The organism is Bacillus sp. 0909A (genome assembly GCF_036765115.1).
Classification (GTDB): Bacteria; Bacillota; Bacilli; order Bacillales; family Bacillaceae; genus Bacillus; species Bacillus mojavensis.
On sequence record NZ_JBAIZU010000002.1, the window covers coordinates 13,608 to 32,411 of the forward strand.

The 18,804-nt window shown below is 42.9% G+C and carries 15 protein-coding genes and 3 pseudogenes; 12 read left to right on the forward strand and 6 right to left on the reverse strand.

Features of this window, described 5'->3' with window-relative positions:
- The first annotated feature begins 7 nt into the window (after positions 1-7).
- The 6 genes from V6D42_RS05240 to V6D42_RS05265 all read left to right on the forward strand — a co-directional run bounded on the left by V6D42_RS05240 (position 8) and on the right by V6D42_RS05265 (position 6,209).
- Complete coding sequence (locus V6D42_RS05240) at positions 8-1,342, forward strand: acetyl-CoA carboxylase biotin carboxylase subunit (protein ID WP_333512590.1); 1,335 nt, start codon at positions 8-10, stop codon at positions 1,340-1,342.
- Positions 1,343-1,356: 14 nt separating this feature from the next.
- Positions 1,357-1,578, forward strand: a complete 222-nt coding sequence (locus V6D42_RS05245; RefSeq protein ID WP_333512591.1) for an acetyl-CoA carboxylase biotin carboxyl carrier protein subunit — start codon at positions 1,357-1,359, stop codon at positions 1,576-1,578.
- Between the two features lie 15 nt (positions 1,579-1,593).
- A complete protein-coding gene (gene ldeG / locus V6D42_RS05250; protein ID WP_333512592.1) occupies positions 1,594-2,496 on the forward strand; it encodes a hydroxymethylglutaryl-CoA lyase in 903 nt (300 codons plus the stop codon).
- A gap of 16 nt (positions 2,497-2,512) precedes the next feature.
- Positions 2,513-3,292, forward strand: coding sequence for an enoyl-CoA hydratase (locus V6D42_RS05255; RefSeq protein WP_333512593.1), 780 nt, complete (start codon positions 2,513-2,515; stop codon positions 3,290-3,292).
- Positions 3,293-3,311: 19 nt separating this feature from the next.
- Positions 3,312-4,841, forward strand: coding sequence for an acyl-CoA carboxylase subunit beta (locus tag V6D42_RS05260; RefSeq protein WP_333512594.1), 1,530 nt, complete (start codon positions 3,312-3,314; stop codon positions 4,839-4,841).
- Positions 4,842-5,009: 168 nt separating this feature from the next.
- Positions 5,010-6,209 carry a DHH family phosphoesterase gene (locus V6D42_RS05265; protein ID WP_333512595.1) on the forward strand — a complete coding sequence of 400 codons (1,200 nt, stop codon included), beginning with the start codon at positions 5,010-5,012 and terminating at the stop codon, positions 6,207-6,209.
- A gap of 46 nt (positions 6,210-6,255) precedes the next feature.
- Here V6D42_RS05265 and V6D42_RS05270 read toward each other — a convergent pair whose 3' ends face one another.
- The 3 genes from V6D42_RS05270 to V6D42_RS05280 all read right to left on the reverse strand — a co-directional run bounded on the left by V6D42_RS05270 (position 6,256) and on the right by V6D42_RS05280 (position 8,299).
- Positions 6,256-6,852, reverse strand: a complete 597-nt coding sequence (locus V6D42_RS05270; RefSeq protein ID WP_333512596.1) for a DedA family protein — start codon at positions 6,850-6,852, stop codon at positions 6,256-6,258.
- Positions 6,853-6,925: 73 nt separating this feature from the next.
- The gene (gene galU / locus V6D42_RS05275) at positions 6,926-7,834 is read right to left on the reverse strand and encodes a UTP--glucose-1-phosphate uridylyltransferase GalU (protein ID WP_333512597.1); all 909 of its coding nucleotides are present in this window, start codon (positions 7,832-7,834) and stop codon (positions 6,926-6,928) included.
- A gap of 6 nt (positions 7,835-7,840) precedes the next feature.
- On the reverse strand, positions 7,841-8,299 hold the full coding sequence (locus tag V6D42_RS05280) for a GtrA family protein (protein WP_333512598.1): 459 nt from the start codon (positions 8,297-8,299) through the stop codon (positions 7,841-7,843).
- 223 nt (positions 8,300-8,522) lie between these two features.
- On the opposite strand from V6D42_RS05280, the pseudogene V6D42_RS05285 reads away from it, so the two are divergent.
- The 5 genes and pseudogenes from V6D42_RS05285 to V6D42_RS05305 all read left to right on the forward strand — a co-directional run.
- A pseudogene (locus V6D42_RS05285) lies at positions 8,523-8,670 on the forward strand (6-carboxyhexanoate--CoA ligase); the annotation flags it as partial.
- Positions 8,671-9,026: 356 nt separating this feature from the next.
- Positions 9,027-9,247: pseudogene (locus V6D42_RS05290) on the forward strand (malonyl CoA-acyl carrier protein transacylase); the annotation flags it as partial.
- Positions 9,248-9,396: 149 nt separating this feature from the next.
- The gene (gene xynD / locus V6D42_RS05295; protein ID WP_333512599.1) at positions 9,397-10,935 is read left to right on the forward strand and encodes an alpha-L-arabinofuranosidase; all 1,539 of its coding nucleotides are present in this window, start codon (positions 9,397-9,399) and stop codon (positions 10,933-10,935) included.
- A 252-nt stretch (positions 10,936-11,187) separates the two neighbouring features.
- Positions 11,188-12,459: a glucuronoarabinoxylan endo-1,4-beta-xylanase XynC gene (gene xynC, locus V6D42_RS05300; RefSeq protein ID WP_333512600.1), complete on the forward strand. Its 1,272-nt coding sequence runs from the start codon at positions 11,188-11,190 to the stop codon at positions 12,457-12,459.
- 710 nt (positions 12,460-13,169) lie between these two features.
- The gene (locus tag V6D42_RS05305) at positions 13,170-14,315 is read left to right on the forward strand and encodes an alpha/beta hydrolase (protein ID WP_333512601.1); all 1,146 of its coding nucleotides are present in this window, start codon (positions 13,170-13,172) and stop codon (positions 14,313-14,315) included.
- Between the two features lie 426 nt (positions 14,316-14,741).
- Here the strand turns inward: V6D42_RS05305 and V6D42_RS05310 are convergent, their stop codons facing one another.
- The 3 genes and pseudogenes from V6D42_RS05310 to V6D42_RS05320 all read right to left on the reverse strand — a co-directional run bounded on the left by V6D42_RS05310 (position 14,742) and on the right by V6D42_RS05320 (position 17,934).
- Positions 14,742-15,002 (reverse strand): YnfE family protein, encoded by a 261-nt coding sequence (locus tag V6D42_RS05310; protein ID WP_168747957.1) that lies wholly within the window; start codon positions 15,000-15,002, stop codon positions 14,742-14,744.
- 76 nt (positions 15,003-15,078) lie between these two features.
- Positions 15,079-16,207: pseudogene (locus V6D42_RS05315) on the reverse strand (glycoside hydrolase family 5 protein).
- A gap of 329 nt (positions 16,208-16,536) precedes the next feature.
- Positions 16,537-17,934, reverse strand: a complete 1,398-nt coding sequence (locus V6D42_RS05320) for an alanine/glycine:cation symporter family protein (protein WP_168747955.1) — start codon at positions 17,932-17,934, stop codon at positions 16,537-16,539.
- A 495-nt stretch (positions 17,935-18,429) separates the two neighbouring features.
- On the opposite strand from V6D42_RS05320, the gene V6D42_RS05325 reads away from it, so the two are divergent.
- Complete coding sequence (locus V6D42_RS05325; RefSeq protein WP_229147432.1) at positions 18,430-18,783, forward strand: hypothetical protein; 354 nt, start codon at positions 18,430-18,432, stop codon at positions 18,781-18,783.
- Positions 18,784-18,804 lie beyond the last annotated feature (21 nt).

Sequence of the window (18,804 nt, forward strand, 5' to 3'; positions counted from 1 at the left end):
AATTCATTTGTTTACAAAAGTGCTGATTGCCAATCGGGGAGAAATCGCAATGAGAATCATTCGTACGTGCAGCCGCCTTGGGATCAAAACGGCAGCCGTATATTCTGAAGCAGACAGGGAAGCGCTCCATACAAAGGCAGCAACAGAGGCTTATTATATCGGAAAATCGAGAGTCAGTGAGAGCTATTTAAATATTGAGAGAATCATAGAGGCGGCGAAAAAGGCAAATGCCGACGCCATCCATCCGGGATATGGATTATTGTCAGAAAACAGCCGTTTTGCGCAACGCTGCAAAGAAGAAAACATTGTGTTTATCGGCCCTTCACCAGCTGTCATTGCCAAAATGGGAAGTAAAATTGAAGCACGAAAGGCAATGGAGGAGGCAGGTGTTCCCGTAGTGCCCGGTGTTTCCGAATCCCTTGGAGACATTCAGGCCGCCTGCCTCGCTGCGAGTGAAATCGGCTACCCCGTTATGCTGAAAGCTTCAGCAGGGGGAGGCGGCATCGGAATGCAGCTCGTTCCTAACGAAGAAGCATTGATAAAGGCGTATGAAGGCACCAAAAAGCGCGCAGCAGATTTTTTCGGAGACGGGTCCATGTATATAGAAAAGGTGATTGAACACGCCCGCCACATTGAAATTCAAATTCTTGCAGATCACCACGGGCATGCCGTGCATCTGTTTGAACGTGATTGTTCTGTCCAGAGACGCCACCAAAAGGTCATTGAAGAAGCCCCATCTTCATTTGTTGATGATGAGCTGAGAATGAAGATAGGAGAAACGGCAGTGAAAGCAGCCAAAGCGATCGGCTATGCCAATGCGGGAACAATCGAATTTTTAGTTGACGAGAATAAAAATTTTTATTTTCTGGAAATGAACACGAGATTGCAGGTAGAGCATCCCGTGACTGAAGAAATTACAGGTTTAGACTTAGTTGAGCAGCAATTAAGGGTTGCGGAGGGACAGACTCTCAAATTCGCTCAGCAGGACATAAGCCAAAACGGGCATGCCATAGAGGTCAGAATCTATGCGGAAGATCCGAAAACCTTTTATCCGTCACCGGGAACAATCACCGCTTTTTCTCTCCCGGCACAAAAGGGAGTACGGCACGAATGTGCAGTAGCAACAGGGAGCGCAGTCACTCCTTTTTATGATCCGATGATCGCCAAAATGATCGTCAAAGGTCAAAACAGAGAGGAAGCGATTGAGAGACTAAAAGAGGCGCTCCGTGACTATCAGATAGAAGGGATTAAAACGAATATTCCGCTTCTTTTACAGGCTGCTTCATCAGAAGCATTCAAAAAAGGAGACGTCACAACTGATTTTTTGAAAAACAACTTATAAAGGAGGCAGCTGTCATGACCATACACATTCAAATGGCAGGGAATCTGTGGAAGGTGCATGTTAAAGCCGGAGACCACATCGAAAAAGGGCAGGAAGTCGCCATTTTAGAATCAATGAAAATGGAAATCCCGATTGTTGCAGAGAGAAGCGGGACAGTAAAAGAAGTCAAAAAAAATGAAGGTGATTTCGTGAATGAAGGTGATGTGCTGCTCGAACTGGCCGATCCAACTCAATAATCAGGGAGGCAGACCATGTCCTATCCTAAAAAAGTTATGTTAAGAGAAGTCGGCCCTCGGGATGGCTTGCAAAACGAACCGGTGTGGCTTGCAACAGAAGACAAAATCGCTTGGATCAACCAGCTTTCCCAGACAGGACTCACCTATATCGAATTGACATCCTTCGTTCATCCAAAATGGATTCCCGCGCTTCGAGATGCTTTAGATGTGGCAAAAGGCATCAGCCGGGTAAAGGGCGTCACGTACGCAGCACTTGTCCCTAATCAAAAGGGACTGGAGAATGCGCTGGAAGGGGGTATTGACGAAGCTTCTGTCTTTATGTCCGCAAGCGAAACACACAACGTAAAAAACATCAACAAATCCACTGCTGACACTCTCCAAGTCCTCAAACAAGTAACCGACGACGCAAAAACAGCAAATCTTACAGTAAGAGCCTATCTCTCCACAGTTTTCGGCTGTCCGTATGAAAAACGTGTACCGATCGAACAAGTGATTCGCCTAGCAGATTCTTTATTTGAATTCGGAATTTCTGAACTATCGCTTGGAGATACGATCGGAGCGGCAAATCCTGTACAGGTTGAAATCGTACTTGAAGCGCTTTTAAAACGGTTCCCGGCAAGCCAGCTCGCACTCCACTTTCATGATACAAGGGGAACAGCTCTCGCCAATATCCTCACCGCACTGCAAATGGGCATCACAATATTTGACGGCTCAACAGGCGGGCTTGGCGGCTGCCCATATGCTCCAGGTTCATCAGGAAATGCTGCGACAGAAGATATCGTGTACATGTTTGAGCAAATGGGAATCGAAACAAACGTAAAGCTCGCCAAGTTGCTTCCAGCAGCCAAATGGATCGAGGAGAAAATCGGGAAACATCTTCCGAGCCGAAATTTACAGGTGTATAAATCATCTTTATAAAAGAAAGGAAAAACCAATGGAATCTATCCTTTTTACGTCAAAAACAGAACACATTGCTGTCATCACCCTTAACAGGCCCCATGCGGCAAATGCCCTTTCGGCAGAAATGCTTAGAGACCTGCAATCCATTGTCCAAGAAATCGAATTCAACCCGAAAATTCGCTGCGTCATCCTGACAGGCGCCGGCGAAAAAGCGTTCTGCGCTGGAGCAGATTTAAAAGAAAGAATAAAAATGAAACAAGATCAGGTTCTCAGAAGTGTATCCTTCATTCAGAGAACCGCTGCTTTACTCGAAGCCTTACCGCAGCCGGTGATAGCAGCCATAAACGGAAGTGCTTTAGGAGGCGGGCTTGAATTGGCAATGGCATGCGACATCCGTATAGCAGCCGAGAATGCTACATTAGGCCTTCCGGAAACGGCTTTAGCCATTATCCCAGGCGCAGGAGGGACACAAAGACTTCCCCGTCTAATCGGCAGAGGAAAGGCAAAAGAATTAATTTATACAGGCAGACGCATAACGGCCCATGAAGCCAAAAAGATAAACCTTGTAGAGCATGTTACGGCTTCTAGTGAGCTTATGGCCAAAGCAGAGGAACTGGCAGAAGCCATTTCAGCTAACGGTCCAATTGCCATCCGCCAAGCTAAATTCGCGATCAATAAAGGATTGGATACAAATCTGGCAACGGGATTATCAATTGAACAGAAAGCATATGAACACACGATCCCGACAAAGGACAGGACAGAGGGACTTCAAGCCTTTCAAGAAAAAAGACGTGCCGTATACACGGGAGAATAAAGAGCGGAGGGAATGCCTTATGGATTATGAAAAAGAACGAACAGAACGGGCAGAAAGGATACAAAAAGGCGGAGCGGAGAAGTATCATCGCAGCAACCAAGAAAAAGGCAAGCTCTTTGTAAGAGAGCGGCTTGCCCTCTTATTTGACGATGACATCGAGCTTGAGGACGCTTTTTTTGCAGAATGTATGTCAGACGGGCTTCCCGCCGACGGAGTCATAACCGCCATCGGTAAAATCGGCGGCCAAACCGTCTGCGCCATGGCGAATGATTCTACAGTGAAAGCAGGCTCCTGGGGAGCAAAAACAGTCGAAAAAATCATCAGAATACAAGAAACAGCAGAAAAATTAAACTGTCCGCTCATATATTTAGTCGATTCGGCAGGCGCCAGAATCACCGACCAGATCAATGTATTCCCGGGCAGAAGAGGCGCAGGGAGAATTTTTTACAATCAGGTCAAATTGTCAGGGCGCGTTCCCCAAATCTGCCTTCTTTTCGGCCCGTCCGCAGCTGGGGGCGCGTATATTCCTGCCTTCTGCGATATTGTCGTCATGGTAGACGGCAATGCGTCCATGTATTTAGGCTCGCCGCGGATGGCGGAAATGGTGATCGGCGAAAAGGTGTCACTTGAAGAGATGGGAGGCGCCCGCATGCATTGTTCAGTTTCCGGCTGCGGAGATATTCTCGCAGAAACTGAACAAGAAGCCATTCACTTGGCACGCTCATATTTATCTTACTTTCCGGCAAATTATAAAGTAAAAGCCCCTGTACAAGAAAAACGGCCGCCAAAGCCCTTTGACAATCCGCTTTCCGACGTTATTCCGCAAAACCAAAATGCACCTTTTAATATGTTTGAGCTGATCGATCGTGTAATAGATGAAGACTCTTTCTTTGAAATCAAAGCTTTATTCGCACCGGAAATCATTACAGGTCTAGCGAGGATTCACGGACAGCCTGTCGGAATTATCGCAAATCAGCCGAAAGTAAAAGGCGGTGTCTTGTTCCACGATTCCGCTGACAAAGCCGCTAAATTTATCACATTATGTGACGCTTTTCATATTCCATTGCTGTTCTTAGCGGACATTCCCGGCTTCATGATCGGAACAAAAGTAGAACAGGCCGGAATCATCCGTCATGGAGCCAAAATGATTTCAGCGATGTCAGAAGCAACCGTTCCCAAGCTTTCTGTGATTGTGAGAAAAGCCTATGGAGCGGGTTTATATGCAATGGCCGGACCGGCTTTCGAACCGGATTGCTGCATAGCGCTTCCAACCGCTCAAATCGCCGTAATGGGCCCTGAAGCAGCCGTAAACGCTGTCTACGCCAAAAAAATCTCCGAGCTACCAAAAGAAGAGAGAGCTGAATTTATCAGCAGCAAACGCGAGGAGTACAAAGAGGACATCAATATATACCGCTTGGCTTCAGAGATGATCATTGACGCGGTAATCCCAGCCAATTCATTGCGCGAAGAATTGCACAAACGGCTTAGGGCATACATGACAAAGGAAATGACATTCACCAATAGAAAACATCCGGTTTATCCAGTTTAAAAAGGAAGTACCAGGAGCGTGAATAAGCGCTCTTTTTATTGTTTCTGATAATCTTATTATGTAAACTAATCAGCTGTGCATAAAACCATCTCTTTTTTACAATAGTAAATAAAGGCTGCCGCACACCTATAGCGGCAATCTCCAGTATGATAAAAAGGGGCCTTTATTATGTACCATTTATATTCACATAACGACTTGGACGGAGTGGGGTGCGGAATCGTTGCGAAATTGGCTTTCGGGAAAGAAGTTGAGGTCCGTTATAACTCTGTCAACGGCTTAAATGCTCAAGTCCAATACTTCTTAGAAAAAGCAAAAGAGACCAGCAGACACGATGCCTTATTTATCACGGATCTTGCTGTCAATGAAGAGAATGAAAAAAGGCTGAACGAGTATGTCCATGCTGGCGGAAAAGTGAAACTGATTGACCATCATAAAACAGCCCTCCATTTGAATGAGCATGAGTGGGGATTTGTCCAGGTGGAATACGATGACGGACGCCTTGCATCGGCTACATCTCTGTTATACGACTACCTTGTCCAAAATGATTTGATGAAGCCGACAAACGCTTTAGATCAATTTACAGAGCTCATCCGCCAATACGACACTTGGGAGTGGGAGCAGTACGATCAAAAACAGGCAAAGCGGCTCAATGACCTTTTCTATTTGCTTTCAATCGATGAATTTGAACAAAAAATGATCCAGCGGCTTTCTGCCCATGCCGAATTTTTCTTTGATGAATTTGAAGTGAAACTGCTTGATTTAGAAGAAGAAAAAATCGAGCGCTACCTTCGCAGGAAAAAAAGAGAAATGGTGCAAACCTTTGTTCATGAACACTGTGTAGGTATCGTTCACGCAGAATCGTACCATTCTGAACTCGGAAACAGACTCGGAAAAGACAATCCGCATCTTGATTACATTGCCATTTTAAGTATGGGATCAAAACGAGCCAGCTTGCGCACCATTCATGATTACATTGATGTTTCAGAAGTAGCAGGCAGGTACGGAGGCGGGGGGCATGCGAAGGCTTCCGGCTGTTCCATAACGGACGAAGTATACGATTTGTTTGTAGCTGAAGCATTCCGAATGGAACCGGTCCGCCCAGATGCATTCCGTAATTTCTATAATTTGAAAGGATCGGCAAACGGCTCATTATACGAAAATCGAGAACAAATGAGATTTTTCCTGTTTCCTTTGGACAACGCATGGAAGATTCAAATTAATGGGGAGACACAGGACGAAACCTTCGCGGCTTTTGAGGAAGCAGAATGGTTTATTAAAAGGAATTATGCCGCATCTCTTGTACGGGATGAAGTGTTTGTCGCATTTTTAGCGGAACATATGAAGCTTTCAAATCATCATCGAAAATAACAAAAAATATGCATAGGGGAGAGTCATCCCTATGCATATCCATAAGCTATCGTTTAAAAATGGCTGTGCGTTTTTTTATGACAAAATAAAGTGCAATGACCACAATAGCCAATATCATAATCGGCGTGGTATAGGTGCCCGCAATGTTCTCAACGTCATCCCACTGGCTTCCGAGCTGAATGCCTAAATAAACAAAGAGGATAGACCACGGAATGATAGCAAGCACAGTCAGTATCACAAATTTGAGAAACGGCATTTTGGCAATGCCTGCAGGAATGGATATCGCATGTCTGACAACCGGTATAAAACGTGCCGAGAAGACAACCCCCGTGCCGTACTTTTGAAACCAGCTTTCTGACATGTCAATGTGATGCTTTTTAATCATTAAGTACTTCCCGTATTTGTCCAAAAAAGGTCTGCCGCCATAGCGTCCAATCCAATAAATAAAGATCTGGGCAATGGTGCCCCCGATAACACCCGCAATGATTGCGCCAATAAATCCAATCGTGCCTTCTGATACCATATAGCCGCCATAGGCCAATACAATTTCACTCGGTATAATTTCGATCATCAAACCAATCGCAATGCCCGCATATCCCATATTCGTCAGCCATGTTAAAATTTCACTTATCAAACTGCCCACATTCTTCACAACCTGTCCTTATCTTTTTCACTATTATATGACTGATTGACGAGCAAGATGGTTACAAATTTTTTTATTGCAGCACTTCTTTTGTTTCCCGTTCAAGTGTTTCCCGCTCGAGCAATTCTTCTAGATAAGCTAAAAGCTGAGGTCGCATTTCAGGACGCATTAAGCCGATTTCAGTGCTTGCTTTAAAACAGCCCAATTTATCGCCAATGTCATATCGTTTTCCTTGTAAAAGCCGCGCATGAATAGGCTGGGTGCGGCAAACCTCACGAAGTGCATCTGTTAATTGAATTTCATTGCCTGCGCCTCTCCCAATCGACTTCAACAAAGGAAAGATAGAAGGGGTCAGTACATATCGTCCCATCACGGCGATTTCCGAAGGCGCTTCTTCAGGAGAAGGCTTTTCAACTAAATCCTTCACTTCATACACATACCCTTGAGAGCCTGATGTATTTATAATACCATATTTACTGACATCCTCAGGGAGAACTGACTGTACACCGACAACCTCTGTGCCGTAAGCATCGTATACATCCATTAATTGCCGAAGAGCCGGTTTTTCAGACACCATAATATCATCGCCTAAAAGAACGGCAAAAGACTCATCTCCGATAAAATGCTCTGCACACAGCACCGCATGACCTAATCCGAGCGGCTCTTTCTGGCGGATGTAATGAATGTTGGCCAAATCGGCAATCTGCTTCATTTCCTTAAGCGTCTCCGTCTTGCCTTTTTCCCGCAGATTGAATTCCAATTCCGCCGACCGGTCAAAATGATCTTCAATCGAGCGTTTGTTTCTCCCTGTAATAATCAGTATATCTTCAATTCCTGACTCTACAGCCTCTTCTACAATGTATTGGATTGCTGGTTTGTCTACGATCGGGAGCATTTCTTTCGGCTGCGCCTTTGTCGCCGGCAGAAATCTCGTTCCTAAACCCGCTGCGGGAATGACCGCTTTTCTCACTTTTGTTCTCATTCATTTTCACTCCTGATCCTGTATGTTTTTCAGCGAATCTCCAAATACCCAGATTCGGTTTCCGATAAAATTCATCATCATTCCGCCGATAGTGGCGGCGAGCTTACTCACCAAAAGCGAACAGCCGCCTCTTTGAAACAAACAAAGCAGCAAAAAGGTGATTCCCGACGCGGCAATATTAATCATGAGAAAGCGCACGATTTCTTTCCCGTCAGCCTTACGTTTTACACGAAACGTCCAATTCCGGTTCCACACATAGCTGTTGATGATACCTGCCGAATAGGAGCTGATCTGTGCCGGCAGATAAGGGACATGACAAGCGGTGAGAAGAAAGAAGACACTAAAATCTATCAGCGTATTGCCGACGCCTACGGTGCAAAAACGTCCTAATGTTATTATTTTTTCCTTCAACATAACGGCACCCGGTTTTGACCTCCCTTCATAAAAGATGCATATGGCTGTCATATTTGGTGATATGGATTACTTTAGCGGAGAGTGTTGAATAAACAATTACCATAATATGAACAAAACATGAAAAAGTAATGAGGCCTTGCAGATCCATTAAGTTAATAGTTTGATCGTTTAGGTTGACGAATTTTACGAGCAACACTAATATTCTGCACAATTATTAACCTTTAATGATTTTTAGTTAACATTCATTTTCAAGGTAAGAAAGGAGGGGAATATGATGCAGGAAGAAACATATTACAGCGTCAGAATGAGAGCTTCCCAGGGCGCCCCCATGAACAGGCAGAGAACGGGTCATCACTTACAGCAGATTACAGGAAGGGGTGAATGGCTTATTACATAAAGGCTTCTCGCACTCAAGAAGGACAGCGACAAAGTAAAAGGTCAGGCCGTAGTCATGGACGGCGGATATACCGCTCAATAGTTCTTATCCTCCGCTCTGAACGGCTGTTTTTTTTGTGCCTGTAAACCTTGAAGGCACAGTCTAAGGAAGAAGAGTTGGTAACAGCCTTCCATCCCGGCTCTGATCACCTCTCTTTAAGACTGATTTTTCGGTGTCAGCCCATCTTATATATTTAATGAGTAGATGTATCCAGTTTCTTTGTAAAACCGAACAATAATTCCTCCGAAAGAATTCTATACACATTTATTATAATCATGCTAGGATGTTAGATAAAGGATACTTTGTATAATATTGTATCACTGTTCATTGTGATCGGAGGGAGCTGATGTAACTTGCATGAATTCAGACCAGCAGCAGTGTTGTCCGGACATCGGCAAGCTGTGAAACGTGTCATCAGGATGACGAAGGAAAAGGGAGTTAAATATACTTATTTGAATGTCAGTGCGCCTTTTCACAGTTCGATGATATGATCAGCATCCGAACAATTCCAGACTGTATTACACCAGTATTCCTTCCGGGATGCCGCATGGCCGATCATTTCCGCTTTTCAAATACTGGAGGCTGGTAGGGAATCAAAGCTAGGAAATCAACGGTTTACTCTAGAAATTATCTATTTTTTGCGTTCTGGACCTGTGTCATCAATTTTTAAAAGAACCCCCTTCATTTCAAGGAAAAAGGAGGATGTTTAGTTATGGGTAAAAAGTGTTGCGTATGTTTATGGGTTCTTGCTTTATTATTGAGTTGCTTATTTGGGGAGTCTGCGTATGCTGCCAATACTACAATTGCAAAACATATAGGAAATTCAAACCCGCTTATCGACCATCATTTGGGAGCAGATCCGGTTGCGCTGACCTATAACGGAAGAGTCTACATCTATATGTCAAGTGATGACTATGAATACAATAGCGACGGAACGATTAAGGATAATTCATTTGCCAATTTGAATAGAGTATTCGTCATCTCTTCAGCGGATATGGTGAACTGGACAGACCACGGAGCCATTCCGGTAGCAGGTGCCAACGGGGCTAATGGTGGCCGGGGGATTGCGAAATGGGCAGGTGCGTCCTGGGCCCCGTCAATCGCAGTTAAAAAAATAAACGGCAAGGATAAATTCTTCCTTTATTTCGCTAACAGCGGGGGAGGTATCGGGGTTCTCACCGCAGACAGCCCGATTGGTCCATGGACCGACCCAATTGGAAAAGCGCTCGTAACGCCAAGTACGCCAGGAATGTCTGGTGTTGTATGGCTTTTTGATCCGGCAGTATTTGTAGATGATGACGGCACCGGTTACCTGTATGCCGGGGGAGGCGTTCCTGGCGGTTCAAACCCAACGCAGGGACAATGGGCCAATCCTAAAACAGCAAGAGTCATGAAATTGGGCCCTGATATGACCAGTGTTGTTGGAAGTGCAGCTACAATTGATGCGCCTTTTATGTTTGAAGATTCAGGAATGCATAAGCATAACGGAAAATATTACTATTCCTATTGCATCAATTTCGGGGGCATGCACCCGGCCGATAAACCCCCAGGTGAGATTGGCTACATGACCAGTTCAAGTCCCATGGGTCCCTTTACATATAGAGGGCACTTCCTGAAAAATCCGGGAGCATTTTTCGGAGGTGGCGGAAACAACCACCATGCTGTTTTCAATTTTAAAAACGAGTGGTATGTGGTGTACCATACTCAAACTGTCAGTTCCGCTCTGTTCGGGGCTGGGAAAGGATACCGTTCTCCCCATATTAATAAGCTGGTGCACAATGCAGATGGATCCATTCAAGAGGTTGCGGCAAATTATGCAGGCGTAACACAGCTTTCCAATTTGAATCCATATAACCGGGTAGAAGCTGAAACGTTTGCCTGGAATGGACGCATTTTGACAGAGAAATCCTCAGCATCAGGCGGGCCGGTAAATAATCAACATGTAACAAGCATTCATAACGGAGACTGGATTGCTGTAGGAAATGCAGACTTCGGGGCGGGCGGTGCCAGAACGTTTAAAGCAAATGTAGCATCCACTGTAGGCGGGAAAATAGAAGTGCGCCTCGACAGTGCAAACGGTAAGCTTGTAGGAACCCTGAATGTACCTTCCACAGGTGGAGCGCAAACCTGGAGAGAAATAGAAACTGCGGTAAGCGGTATAACCGGTGTGCACAAAGTATTCTTTGTATTTACCGGAACAGGTACAGGAAACTTGTTTAATTTTGATTACTGGCAGTTTACGCAACGATAGCGCCTGTAATGGCACCGCTTAAGAAACGAGAAGGGGGCAGAACTGACCAACACCGGAGTAGCCCCCATTGATCGGATAAGTCAACTCTAATGCGCGTGCGACTTGGGCGAAAAAAGGGTTCAGGTAATTATAACGGGTTTAGTAATGAAACGTTTGTTATACCGCATAAAGCAAAGGGTTCAAAAGAGATAAAAATCTTTTGTTTGCAATATAAAAGGGAGACAGAAAAAGACATATAAAGGAGAGGTAAAAATGATGTCATGCGTAAAAAAACCAATTTGTTTATTATTGGTATGTTTCACTATGCTGTCAGTCATGTTAGCCGGGCCAGGTGCTACTGAAGTTTTGGCAGCAAGTGATGTAACAATTAATGTATCTGCAGAAAAACAAGTGATTCGCGGTTTTGGAGGAATGAACCACCCGGCTTGGATTGGAGATTTGACAGCTGCTCAAAGAAAAACCGCTTTTGGCAATGGACAGAATCAGTTAGGCTTTTCAATTTTAAGAATTCATATAGATGAAAATAGAAATAATTGGTACAGAGAAGTGGAGACTGCAAAGAGTGCAATCAAACATGGAGCAATCGTTTTTGCTTCTCCCTGGAATCCTCCAAGCGATATGGTTGAAACCTTTAATCGTAATGGTAACGCATCAGCTAAACGGCTAAGATACGATAAATACGCCGCATACGCGCAGCACCTTAACGATTTTGTTACCTACATGAAGAATAATGGCGTGAATCTTTATGCGATTTCTGTTCAAAACGAGCCCGATTATGCCCACGAATGGACGTGGTGGACGCCACAAGAAATACTTCGTTTCATGAGAGAAAATGCCGGTTCCATTAATGCACGTGTCATTGCACCAGAATCATTTCAATACCTGAAAAATATATCGGACCCCATTTTGAACGATCCACAGGCGCTTAGGAACATGGATATTCTCGGAACTCACCTGTACGGTACTCAGGTCAGTCAGTTTCCTTATCCTCTTTTCAAACAAAAAGGAGCAGGGAAGGACCTTTGGATGACGGAAGTATACTATCCGAACAGTGATAACAATTCAGCGGATCGATGGCCTGAGGCATTGGATGTTTCACATCATATTCACAGTTCGATGGTAGAGGGAGATTTTCAAGCTTATGTTTGGTGGTACATCCGAAGATCATACGGTCCTATGAAAGAAGACGGTACAATCAGCAAACGCGGCTACAATATGGCTCATTTCTCGAAGTTTGTGCGTCCCGGCTATGTAAGGATTGATGCAACGAAAAACCCTAATGCGAACGTTTACGTGTCAGCCTATAAAGGTGACAACAAGGTCGTTATTGTTGCCATCAATAAAAGCAACACAGGAGTCAACCAAAACTTTGTTTTGCAGAATGGATCTGCTTCAAACGTATCTAGATGGATCACGAGCAGCAGCACCAATCTACAACCTGGAACGAATCTCACTGTATCAGGCAATCATTTTTGGGCCCATCTTCCAGCTCAAAGCGTGACAACATTTGTTGTAAATCGTTAAGGACACCTAAGGCAAGCGGTACCGCATTGGAGCGGATACGGATCTAAACGCCGTATACATTAACCGCCAAGGGTGCCGCAAATAAACCTGTACGGGAATAAAAAAGTCGAAGTCTGAAAAAAGCGATTTTCCGATCAGAAAATCGCTTTTTTTCGTGTCGTGCGTCGTTTTAAAGACGCATGTTTCAAGGTTTTTAAATGTGGGAGGGCATCAGCTTGTTAAAATAAAAGTACAAGGAAGTAAACATATGCGTTATAAACACTAGTCAAATAAGTATTTTATCATTTAATGAATTCACTTTTATGTCCTCTTTACAGAAAGTAAAACTTATCCATTCTGAACCACTGGTGCACTATTACTGAGATATTATGAATATTCATGGAAGGGAAATGTAGAACGCTATCGAAATTTTTATAGAAATATCTTGTTAAAAGAGATGTGTACATGTATTCGCCCATTAACATTAAAGGGAGCAGCAAGTTCGGAAATAATTGCTGCAACATAAGATTAGCAAGTTGCTGACTTTATGAGTCATGGGCTGCTTGAAGATCATAAATTTTCTGAAATTGTTAGCGATCTCAAGAAAGCCAAGGAGTAGATATGATTCACTGAAGATTGGATGTAATAGTTTCACAGTTTTGAAAAGCGCTCATAGCGCATTGTATATACTTCACATTCGCCACTTTTATTAATTAAGGGGGAACAAGAAAATGAAAACTTATGACGCATTTCCAGAACCAATTGGTGGCTATACTGTCGGTCGAACCCAGATGGATGTTGAGTACACAGCATCAGATCACTCAAAAAGAGAACTGACGGCGTTTGTGTACTATCCGTCCGACAGTAGCGAAGGTAAGACTACATCAACGTACATGTTTCCTGAAGTCTACGAAATGTTTAATGAGCAGCCACTTATCACTGCGTATCTTAAGGGGAAGGATGTTTTCTCTATAGATATCAAGACCCAGTGTTACGACGACCTCGCTCTCTCCGGGAAGGAAAAGCGCTATCCGGTGTTATTCTATGTTTGCGGCGGGGGCGGTTCTCCAGAATGGGGTACAGTGATCTGTACAGACCTGGCAAGCATGGGATATGTTGTAGTAAGCATTGGCCATCAGAATAGCACGATGTATAAGCGTAAAGATGGGCGTCTGTTTAATGTATCAAAGGATTTTTCGGATGTCATTATGGCATTTTCTGAAGATCCGGAGATGCTGGCGTTGGGTGGTAAGATGGAGATGCGGCCTGACGATGAAACTGCCATTGAGATGTGCCATAACGTGCTTACACTGCCGATACTTGCCAAGTTAACAGAGTATAGTGAATTACAGGCAGAAGATGTAAGGTATGTAGCCGATTATCTTGACAAACTGGACTCTGGAGAGCTGAATTCCATCTTTAAGGGCAGATTGTTGCTTGACATGGGCATGGGCATAGTCGGACATTCTTATGGAGGGCCTACGACGGCAATTGTTTGCCAGGACGACGACCGGTTCGCCTGCGGGATTGGCTTAGATAGCGGTGCGTTCGGCCTTCTCGACAGCGACCTTAAAAAACCCTTCTTGCTACTGTTTTGTGAACCTAACTATAACATGAATGCGATAATTGGCGCTAACAATAGCATGGAAACCTATTATTTCTCTGTTGATCGTGTTGCTCATTTAGATTACTGCGACATCTTGTTTACCAGTGTGAATGAGGAACTCAGAGGCGAACGGGATGCTATGGAGATGCGAAATCTTGTTACAGACTATACGAAGAACTTTTTTGATTATTACTTACTGCAGAAGGCTGCAAGTGTGGAAAGTATGGCATACGATGGCGTGGACTTGATCAAGAAGACCAGCAACAAGTGACATAACCGAGAGGTTGCTGATATTTGAAGTATCTATTTCTGTCTTAGCTTGACATCATCCCACCTAAAAAATTGAAAATGCTGATATCGAAACAACAATGGATCCACATTATTCAAGAATTGTTTATTATAAAAAAGAAAATTTCATGGAAGAGATCAAATTATATTATCTTGAAATAACCGACAAAATTTAAGTGACAGAATCATTACACTTTAGTGGAGGGACGTTGCATAATTCTGTCACTATACAAGTACATAACCGGATGAATATCGGAACAACATATGAATTTCATTTTTAGTTTACATAATATATATTCTAGGAAGTAATTAATTTTAAAGAAATTCTATCTCAATAACAAAGTATACTTAAGTTAGTGAGACAGAATAAAAAAATGTTCTGAGCTTCAGCAAGTCTTATTAAGAAACTTTAAAATGGCGAGGTCAACCCATAATAAACGGCTTCCAGCTCTTCTAATGTCATATCACCGTATGCGCATTTGATCACCGAATCAGCAAACTCATCATAATCGTAATCACTGGTAAAACCTTGCTGCAGAAGTTTTTCATAGGCTTCAATCTGTTCTTTTTGGTTTTGGATATCTTTTTCCTTATTTGGATAGTCCGGTCCGTTAACCAGGTCGTTGTTTTGTTTGAATAGCAACATATACTGTTTCAATGTTTCGTCCACAGCTTACACCTCCTTGTTCTGCTGCTTATTAGATAATGAAAACGGACACCAATTGTGATGTCCGTCAATACAGTAACTATTTGGGTTCAGTTCCCCAAATCAGTTTTCCGTTATTATATAATGTGATTTTTTTTGTATCTTTAAACGTATTTGATTGAAAAAAAGAATAATCCTCGGATTGTGAATAATTGCCCCAATCCTCATTGTTGGGAGCCACGGATCTTTTCCCTTACAAATGTCCCTGAAGCGGATAGATCTGATAACGGCCAGCCGCCTGTTTTAGATGCCCCCGGCTTTAAAGCTGAGGAGGATTCCTGCTTATCAGAAAGGTTCCAGTTTACCCAGCTGATTTTCTTGTTGTCGAGATAATTCAGCCATTCCCTCGACTGGTCAAGGAAGACCCCGCCATTTCCGGAAGCGTCACTCGTCCCCCATTCCGTTACAAAAATCGGCGCTCCTTTGCTGAGCGCATAATCGGCTTTATCCCTTAAATACTGGCCGTGCGTACCGGCATAAAAATGAAGCGCGTACATGATGTTTGCATCTTTAAGCTGATCATCGGCAGCATCATTGACATCCTGACTCCACGTGCCAGTTCCGGTAATAATGATGTTATCCGGGTCATTTTTACGAATAACCGAAATCACTTCCTCCGCATACGGTTTGATATCGCGCTTCCAATTTACATCACCGTTCGGTTCATTAGCAATTTCATAAATAACGTTTGGTGTGCTTCCGTAAAGGCTCGACATTTCCTTAAAGAATTCTTTTGCCTTCTCTTTATTTTGATTTGGATTGCCGTCATTTAAAATATGCCAGTCAATGATGACATATATCCCGAGCTCTTTTGCCGCTTCAACAGCTTCTTTGACTTTATTTTTCACAGACGGATTCTCTATATAACCGCCTTCAGCCGTGTACATTGCCGCTCGGAAGACGGTAATTCCCCAATCGTCTCTTAGCCATTTTAAAGAGTCTTTATTGACATAATCGCCGAACCACTGCAAACCGTGTGAGCTGATCCCCTTCAGCTGCACCGATTTTCCGTTTTGATTGACTAGCTGAGTACCTTTAATGCTAAGCTGGCCATTAAGGGCTACAGGCGTTTTCGCCCCTGCTGCAGATGCTTCTGGTGCCGCGACACCGCTAATTGTTAATACTGTCATTACTAAACATGCGATAAAGATAGAGACTGAACGTTTCATATAGCATTCTCTCCTCCTCCAAATAATCATGTAAAACGTATGCCTATTAGCTGCCGCTCTCCCTCCCTTTCGTTTTTTAAACACGGACTCATTGTAAAAATCTTTCTTATGTTTGTCTATCAACCTAATTTCTTGTTTTTAGGCGGCTTAAAAGCCTGTCTATTGACTCTTTTTGTGTTGTTTTGTATACAGCTGATACATGTGTATCAGGGATAAAAGTGTTTGATCAGGACTTTGCACGTTATTTTTTAATGAAATCAAAAGATTCCGCTTTTTTTCTGCAAATAAAAGCTGCATTCAAGTCATTGAATGCAGCCGTTCTTTATCATTTATGCTTCTTGTTTCTCTTCTTCCCAAGTTTCAGCGTGTTTCAGTCCTGGGATATTTTTAGCTTTAAACACAGGATCAAGTCCTTGTTTGCGCTGTTTTGCGTAATCTTTATAGACTTTGTATGCTACGTTTGACAGCAGCGTGATTACAACTAAGTTAATCAGCGCCATAATCCCCATAAAGAGATCTGCCATGTCCCAAACAATTTGGAAACCTGCTACACATCCAAAGACAACCATAGCAATAACCGCAATACGGTAAATGTTCAGCCATGTTTTACTTGTTTTAATGAATTCAATGTTTGTCTCGCCATAATAGTAGTTTCCGACAACTGAGCTGAAAGCGAATAAGAACATTGCGACTGCTATAAAACTAGGTGCCCATCCTCCAATATGGTGGTTCAGAGCAGCCTGTGTGACTTGGATGCCGTCACCTTTTGGTGTTAGACTGTACAGCAAAATAATAAACGCTGTGGACGTACATACGATAAATGTATCGAAAAACACGCCTAATGTCTGGATAAAGCCTTGCTTTGCCGGATGCGAAACATGAGCTGTCGCAGCAGCGTTTGGCGCGCTACCCATTCCTGCTTCGTTAGAGAAAAGTCCGCGCTGTGCACCGATAACGATGATCGCTCCTATTCCTCCGCCGACAACTTGTTCAAATCCCAAAGCATTTTTGACAATGGTCGCAATAACGCTTGGAAATGCAGAAATATTAGTGAATACAACATATAGAGCTATGAGAATATAAAGACCAGCCATGACCGGAACAATCAATTGTGTCACTGCAACTACACGTTTTAAACCGCCGAAAATAATAAAAGCCGTTAAAGCAGCAAGAACAATAGCTACAACTATCTTGTTCACATGAAATGCGCCATCTAACGCTCCTGCAATTGTATTGGATTGAACAGCGTTAAAGATTAAACCGAATGATACGGTAATTAAGACAGCGAATACGATGCCGAGCCATCTGACTCCAAGACCTTTTTGAATATAGTAGGCCGGTCCACCGCGGAAATCGTTTCCGTCCTTCACTTTATAAAGCTGTGCCAACGTACTCTCAACAAAGCTTGAAGCCATACCTACAGCAGCTACAACCCACATCCAAAATACAGCGCCCGGTCCGCCTGTCGCAATTGCTAAGGCAACACCAGTCAAATTTCCTGTACCGACTCGGGATGCGGCAGAAATAAAGAATGCCTGCATAGAAGAAACACCTTTATTTCCGTCAGGTTTCTCTCCTACTATTCTGAACATTTCAATAAAATAACGAAATTGGATAAAACCAAAACGAAGTGTAAAAAATAATCCAAGTCCTATTAAAATATAAAATAAATATTTCCAGATAAAATCACTTGGAATATTAATCAAACTGTTGAAAAAAGACTCCATATTTACCTCCCGTTTGCATCAATTCATAGTAAATTCAAATTCGATGTTAGATTTTTTAACATATCAAGTCTTATTATATCACATTATGTCGAATTAGGAAGTTTTTTCGGGAAGAATATTGTTCTAGATTGAAGTTACTCCTTCGGTCTCCCTCTCTATTATTTTCCTATGAATAAAAAAATGTCTTATTAAGCTTTTAAATAAGAGTCTCTTTTAATATGTAAACATTTCTTGCCTGACATTTTCTGTTTCCTTTGATTCCAAAAGTAATAAATTCTAAACAACCAACATATCTTTTAAAATGTGTTTTTATTCACACCTTAGACCGGGTATACATACACTAATAAAAGAAATTTCTCTTTCAAAAATAAGCAAAAAGATATATACTTAACAAAGTGAAATTTATTTTTAAATTTAATAAATCAGGTTTACTTTCAGGGTGGATTAGGGTATTATTATAAAAATATTCAGTAATATTAAAAGGGGGGAGATCATTTGAAAAAAGTAACGATATTGAAAGCGTCCATCTTATTTTTGGCGATTGCCAGTTTTCATTTGTTCTCAATTCCCCACGCCTTTGATATCGGCCATCATTATAAAGCCGTAGCCGACCAGCAGGAAATGCATGAGATGAAAGCCGGCCAAAATGCTGATGATGAGAAGAAATCCATCACAGGGGCATTTGCGCTGACTGCTTTATGGGCAATGGCTGTTCTGCTTCTGACCGCCGAAAGCAAAAGTACGGGATACTCCCGCAGGCGCCAGCGGAAAAAAAGCTTTATACTGGCCAAATTTTATCAATCGTCTTATTTCGACAAACTTCATGTTCAACATCACCCGAATATATAACGAAAATATGAGGAGGCTGTT

Excerpts from the sequence above, each read along its gene's own strand:
- xynC (WP_333512600.1), top strand. The coding sequence starts at position 11,188 with ATGATGTCATGCGTAAAAAAACCAATTTGTTTATTATTGGTATGTTTC.
- xynD (WP_333512599.1), top strand. The coding sequence starts at position 9,397 with ATGGGTAAAAAGTGTTGCGTATGTTTATGGGTTCTTGCTTTATTATTG.
- V6D42_RS05320 (WP_168747955.1), bottom strand. The coding sequence starts at position 17,934 with ATGGAGTCTTTTTTCAACAGTTTGATTAATATTCCAAGTGATTTTATC.
- V6D42_RS05265 (WP_333512595.1), top strand. The coding sequence starts at position 5,010 with ATGTACCATTTATATTCACATAACGACTTGGACGGAGTGGGGTGCGGA.
- V6D42_RS05280 (WP_333512598.1), bottom strand. The coding sequence starts at position 8,299 with ATGACAGCCATATGCATCTTTTATGAAGGGAGGTCAAAACCGGGTGCC.
- V6D42_RS05305 (WP_333512601.1), top strand. The coding sequence starts at position 13,170 with ATGAAAACTTATGACGCATTTCCAGAACCAATTGGTGGCTATACTGTC.
- galU (WP_333512597.1), bottom strand. The coding sequence starts at position 7,834 with ATGAGAACAAAAGTGAGAAAAGCGGTCATTCCCGCAGCGGGTTTAGGA.
- ldeG (WP_333512592.1), top strand. The coding sequence starts at position 1,594 with ATGTCCTATCCTAAAAAAGTTATGTTAAGAGAAGTCGGCCCTCGGGAT.
- V6D42_RS05260 (WP_333512594.1), top strand. The coding sequence starts at position 3,312 with ATGGATTATGAAAAAGAACGAACAGAACGGGCAGAAAGGATACAAAAA.
- V6D42_RS05255 (WP_333512593.1), top strand. The coding sequence starts at position 2,513 with ATGGAATCTATCCTTTTTACGTCAAAAACAGAACACATTGCTGTCATC.
- V6D42_RS05245 (WP_333512591.1), top strand. The coding sequence starts at position 1,357 with ATGACCATACACATTCAAATGGCAGGGAATCTGTGGAAGGTGCATGTT.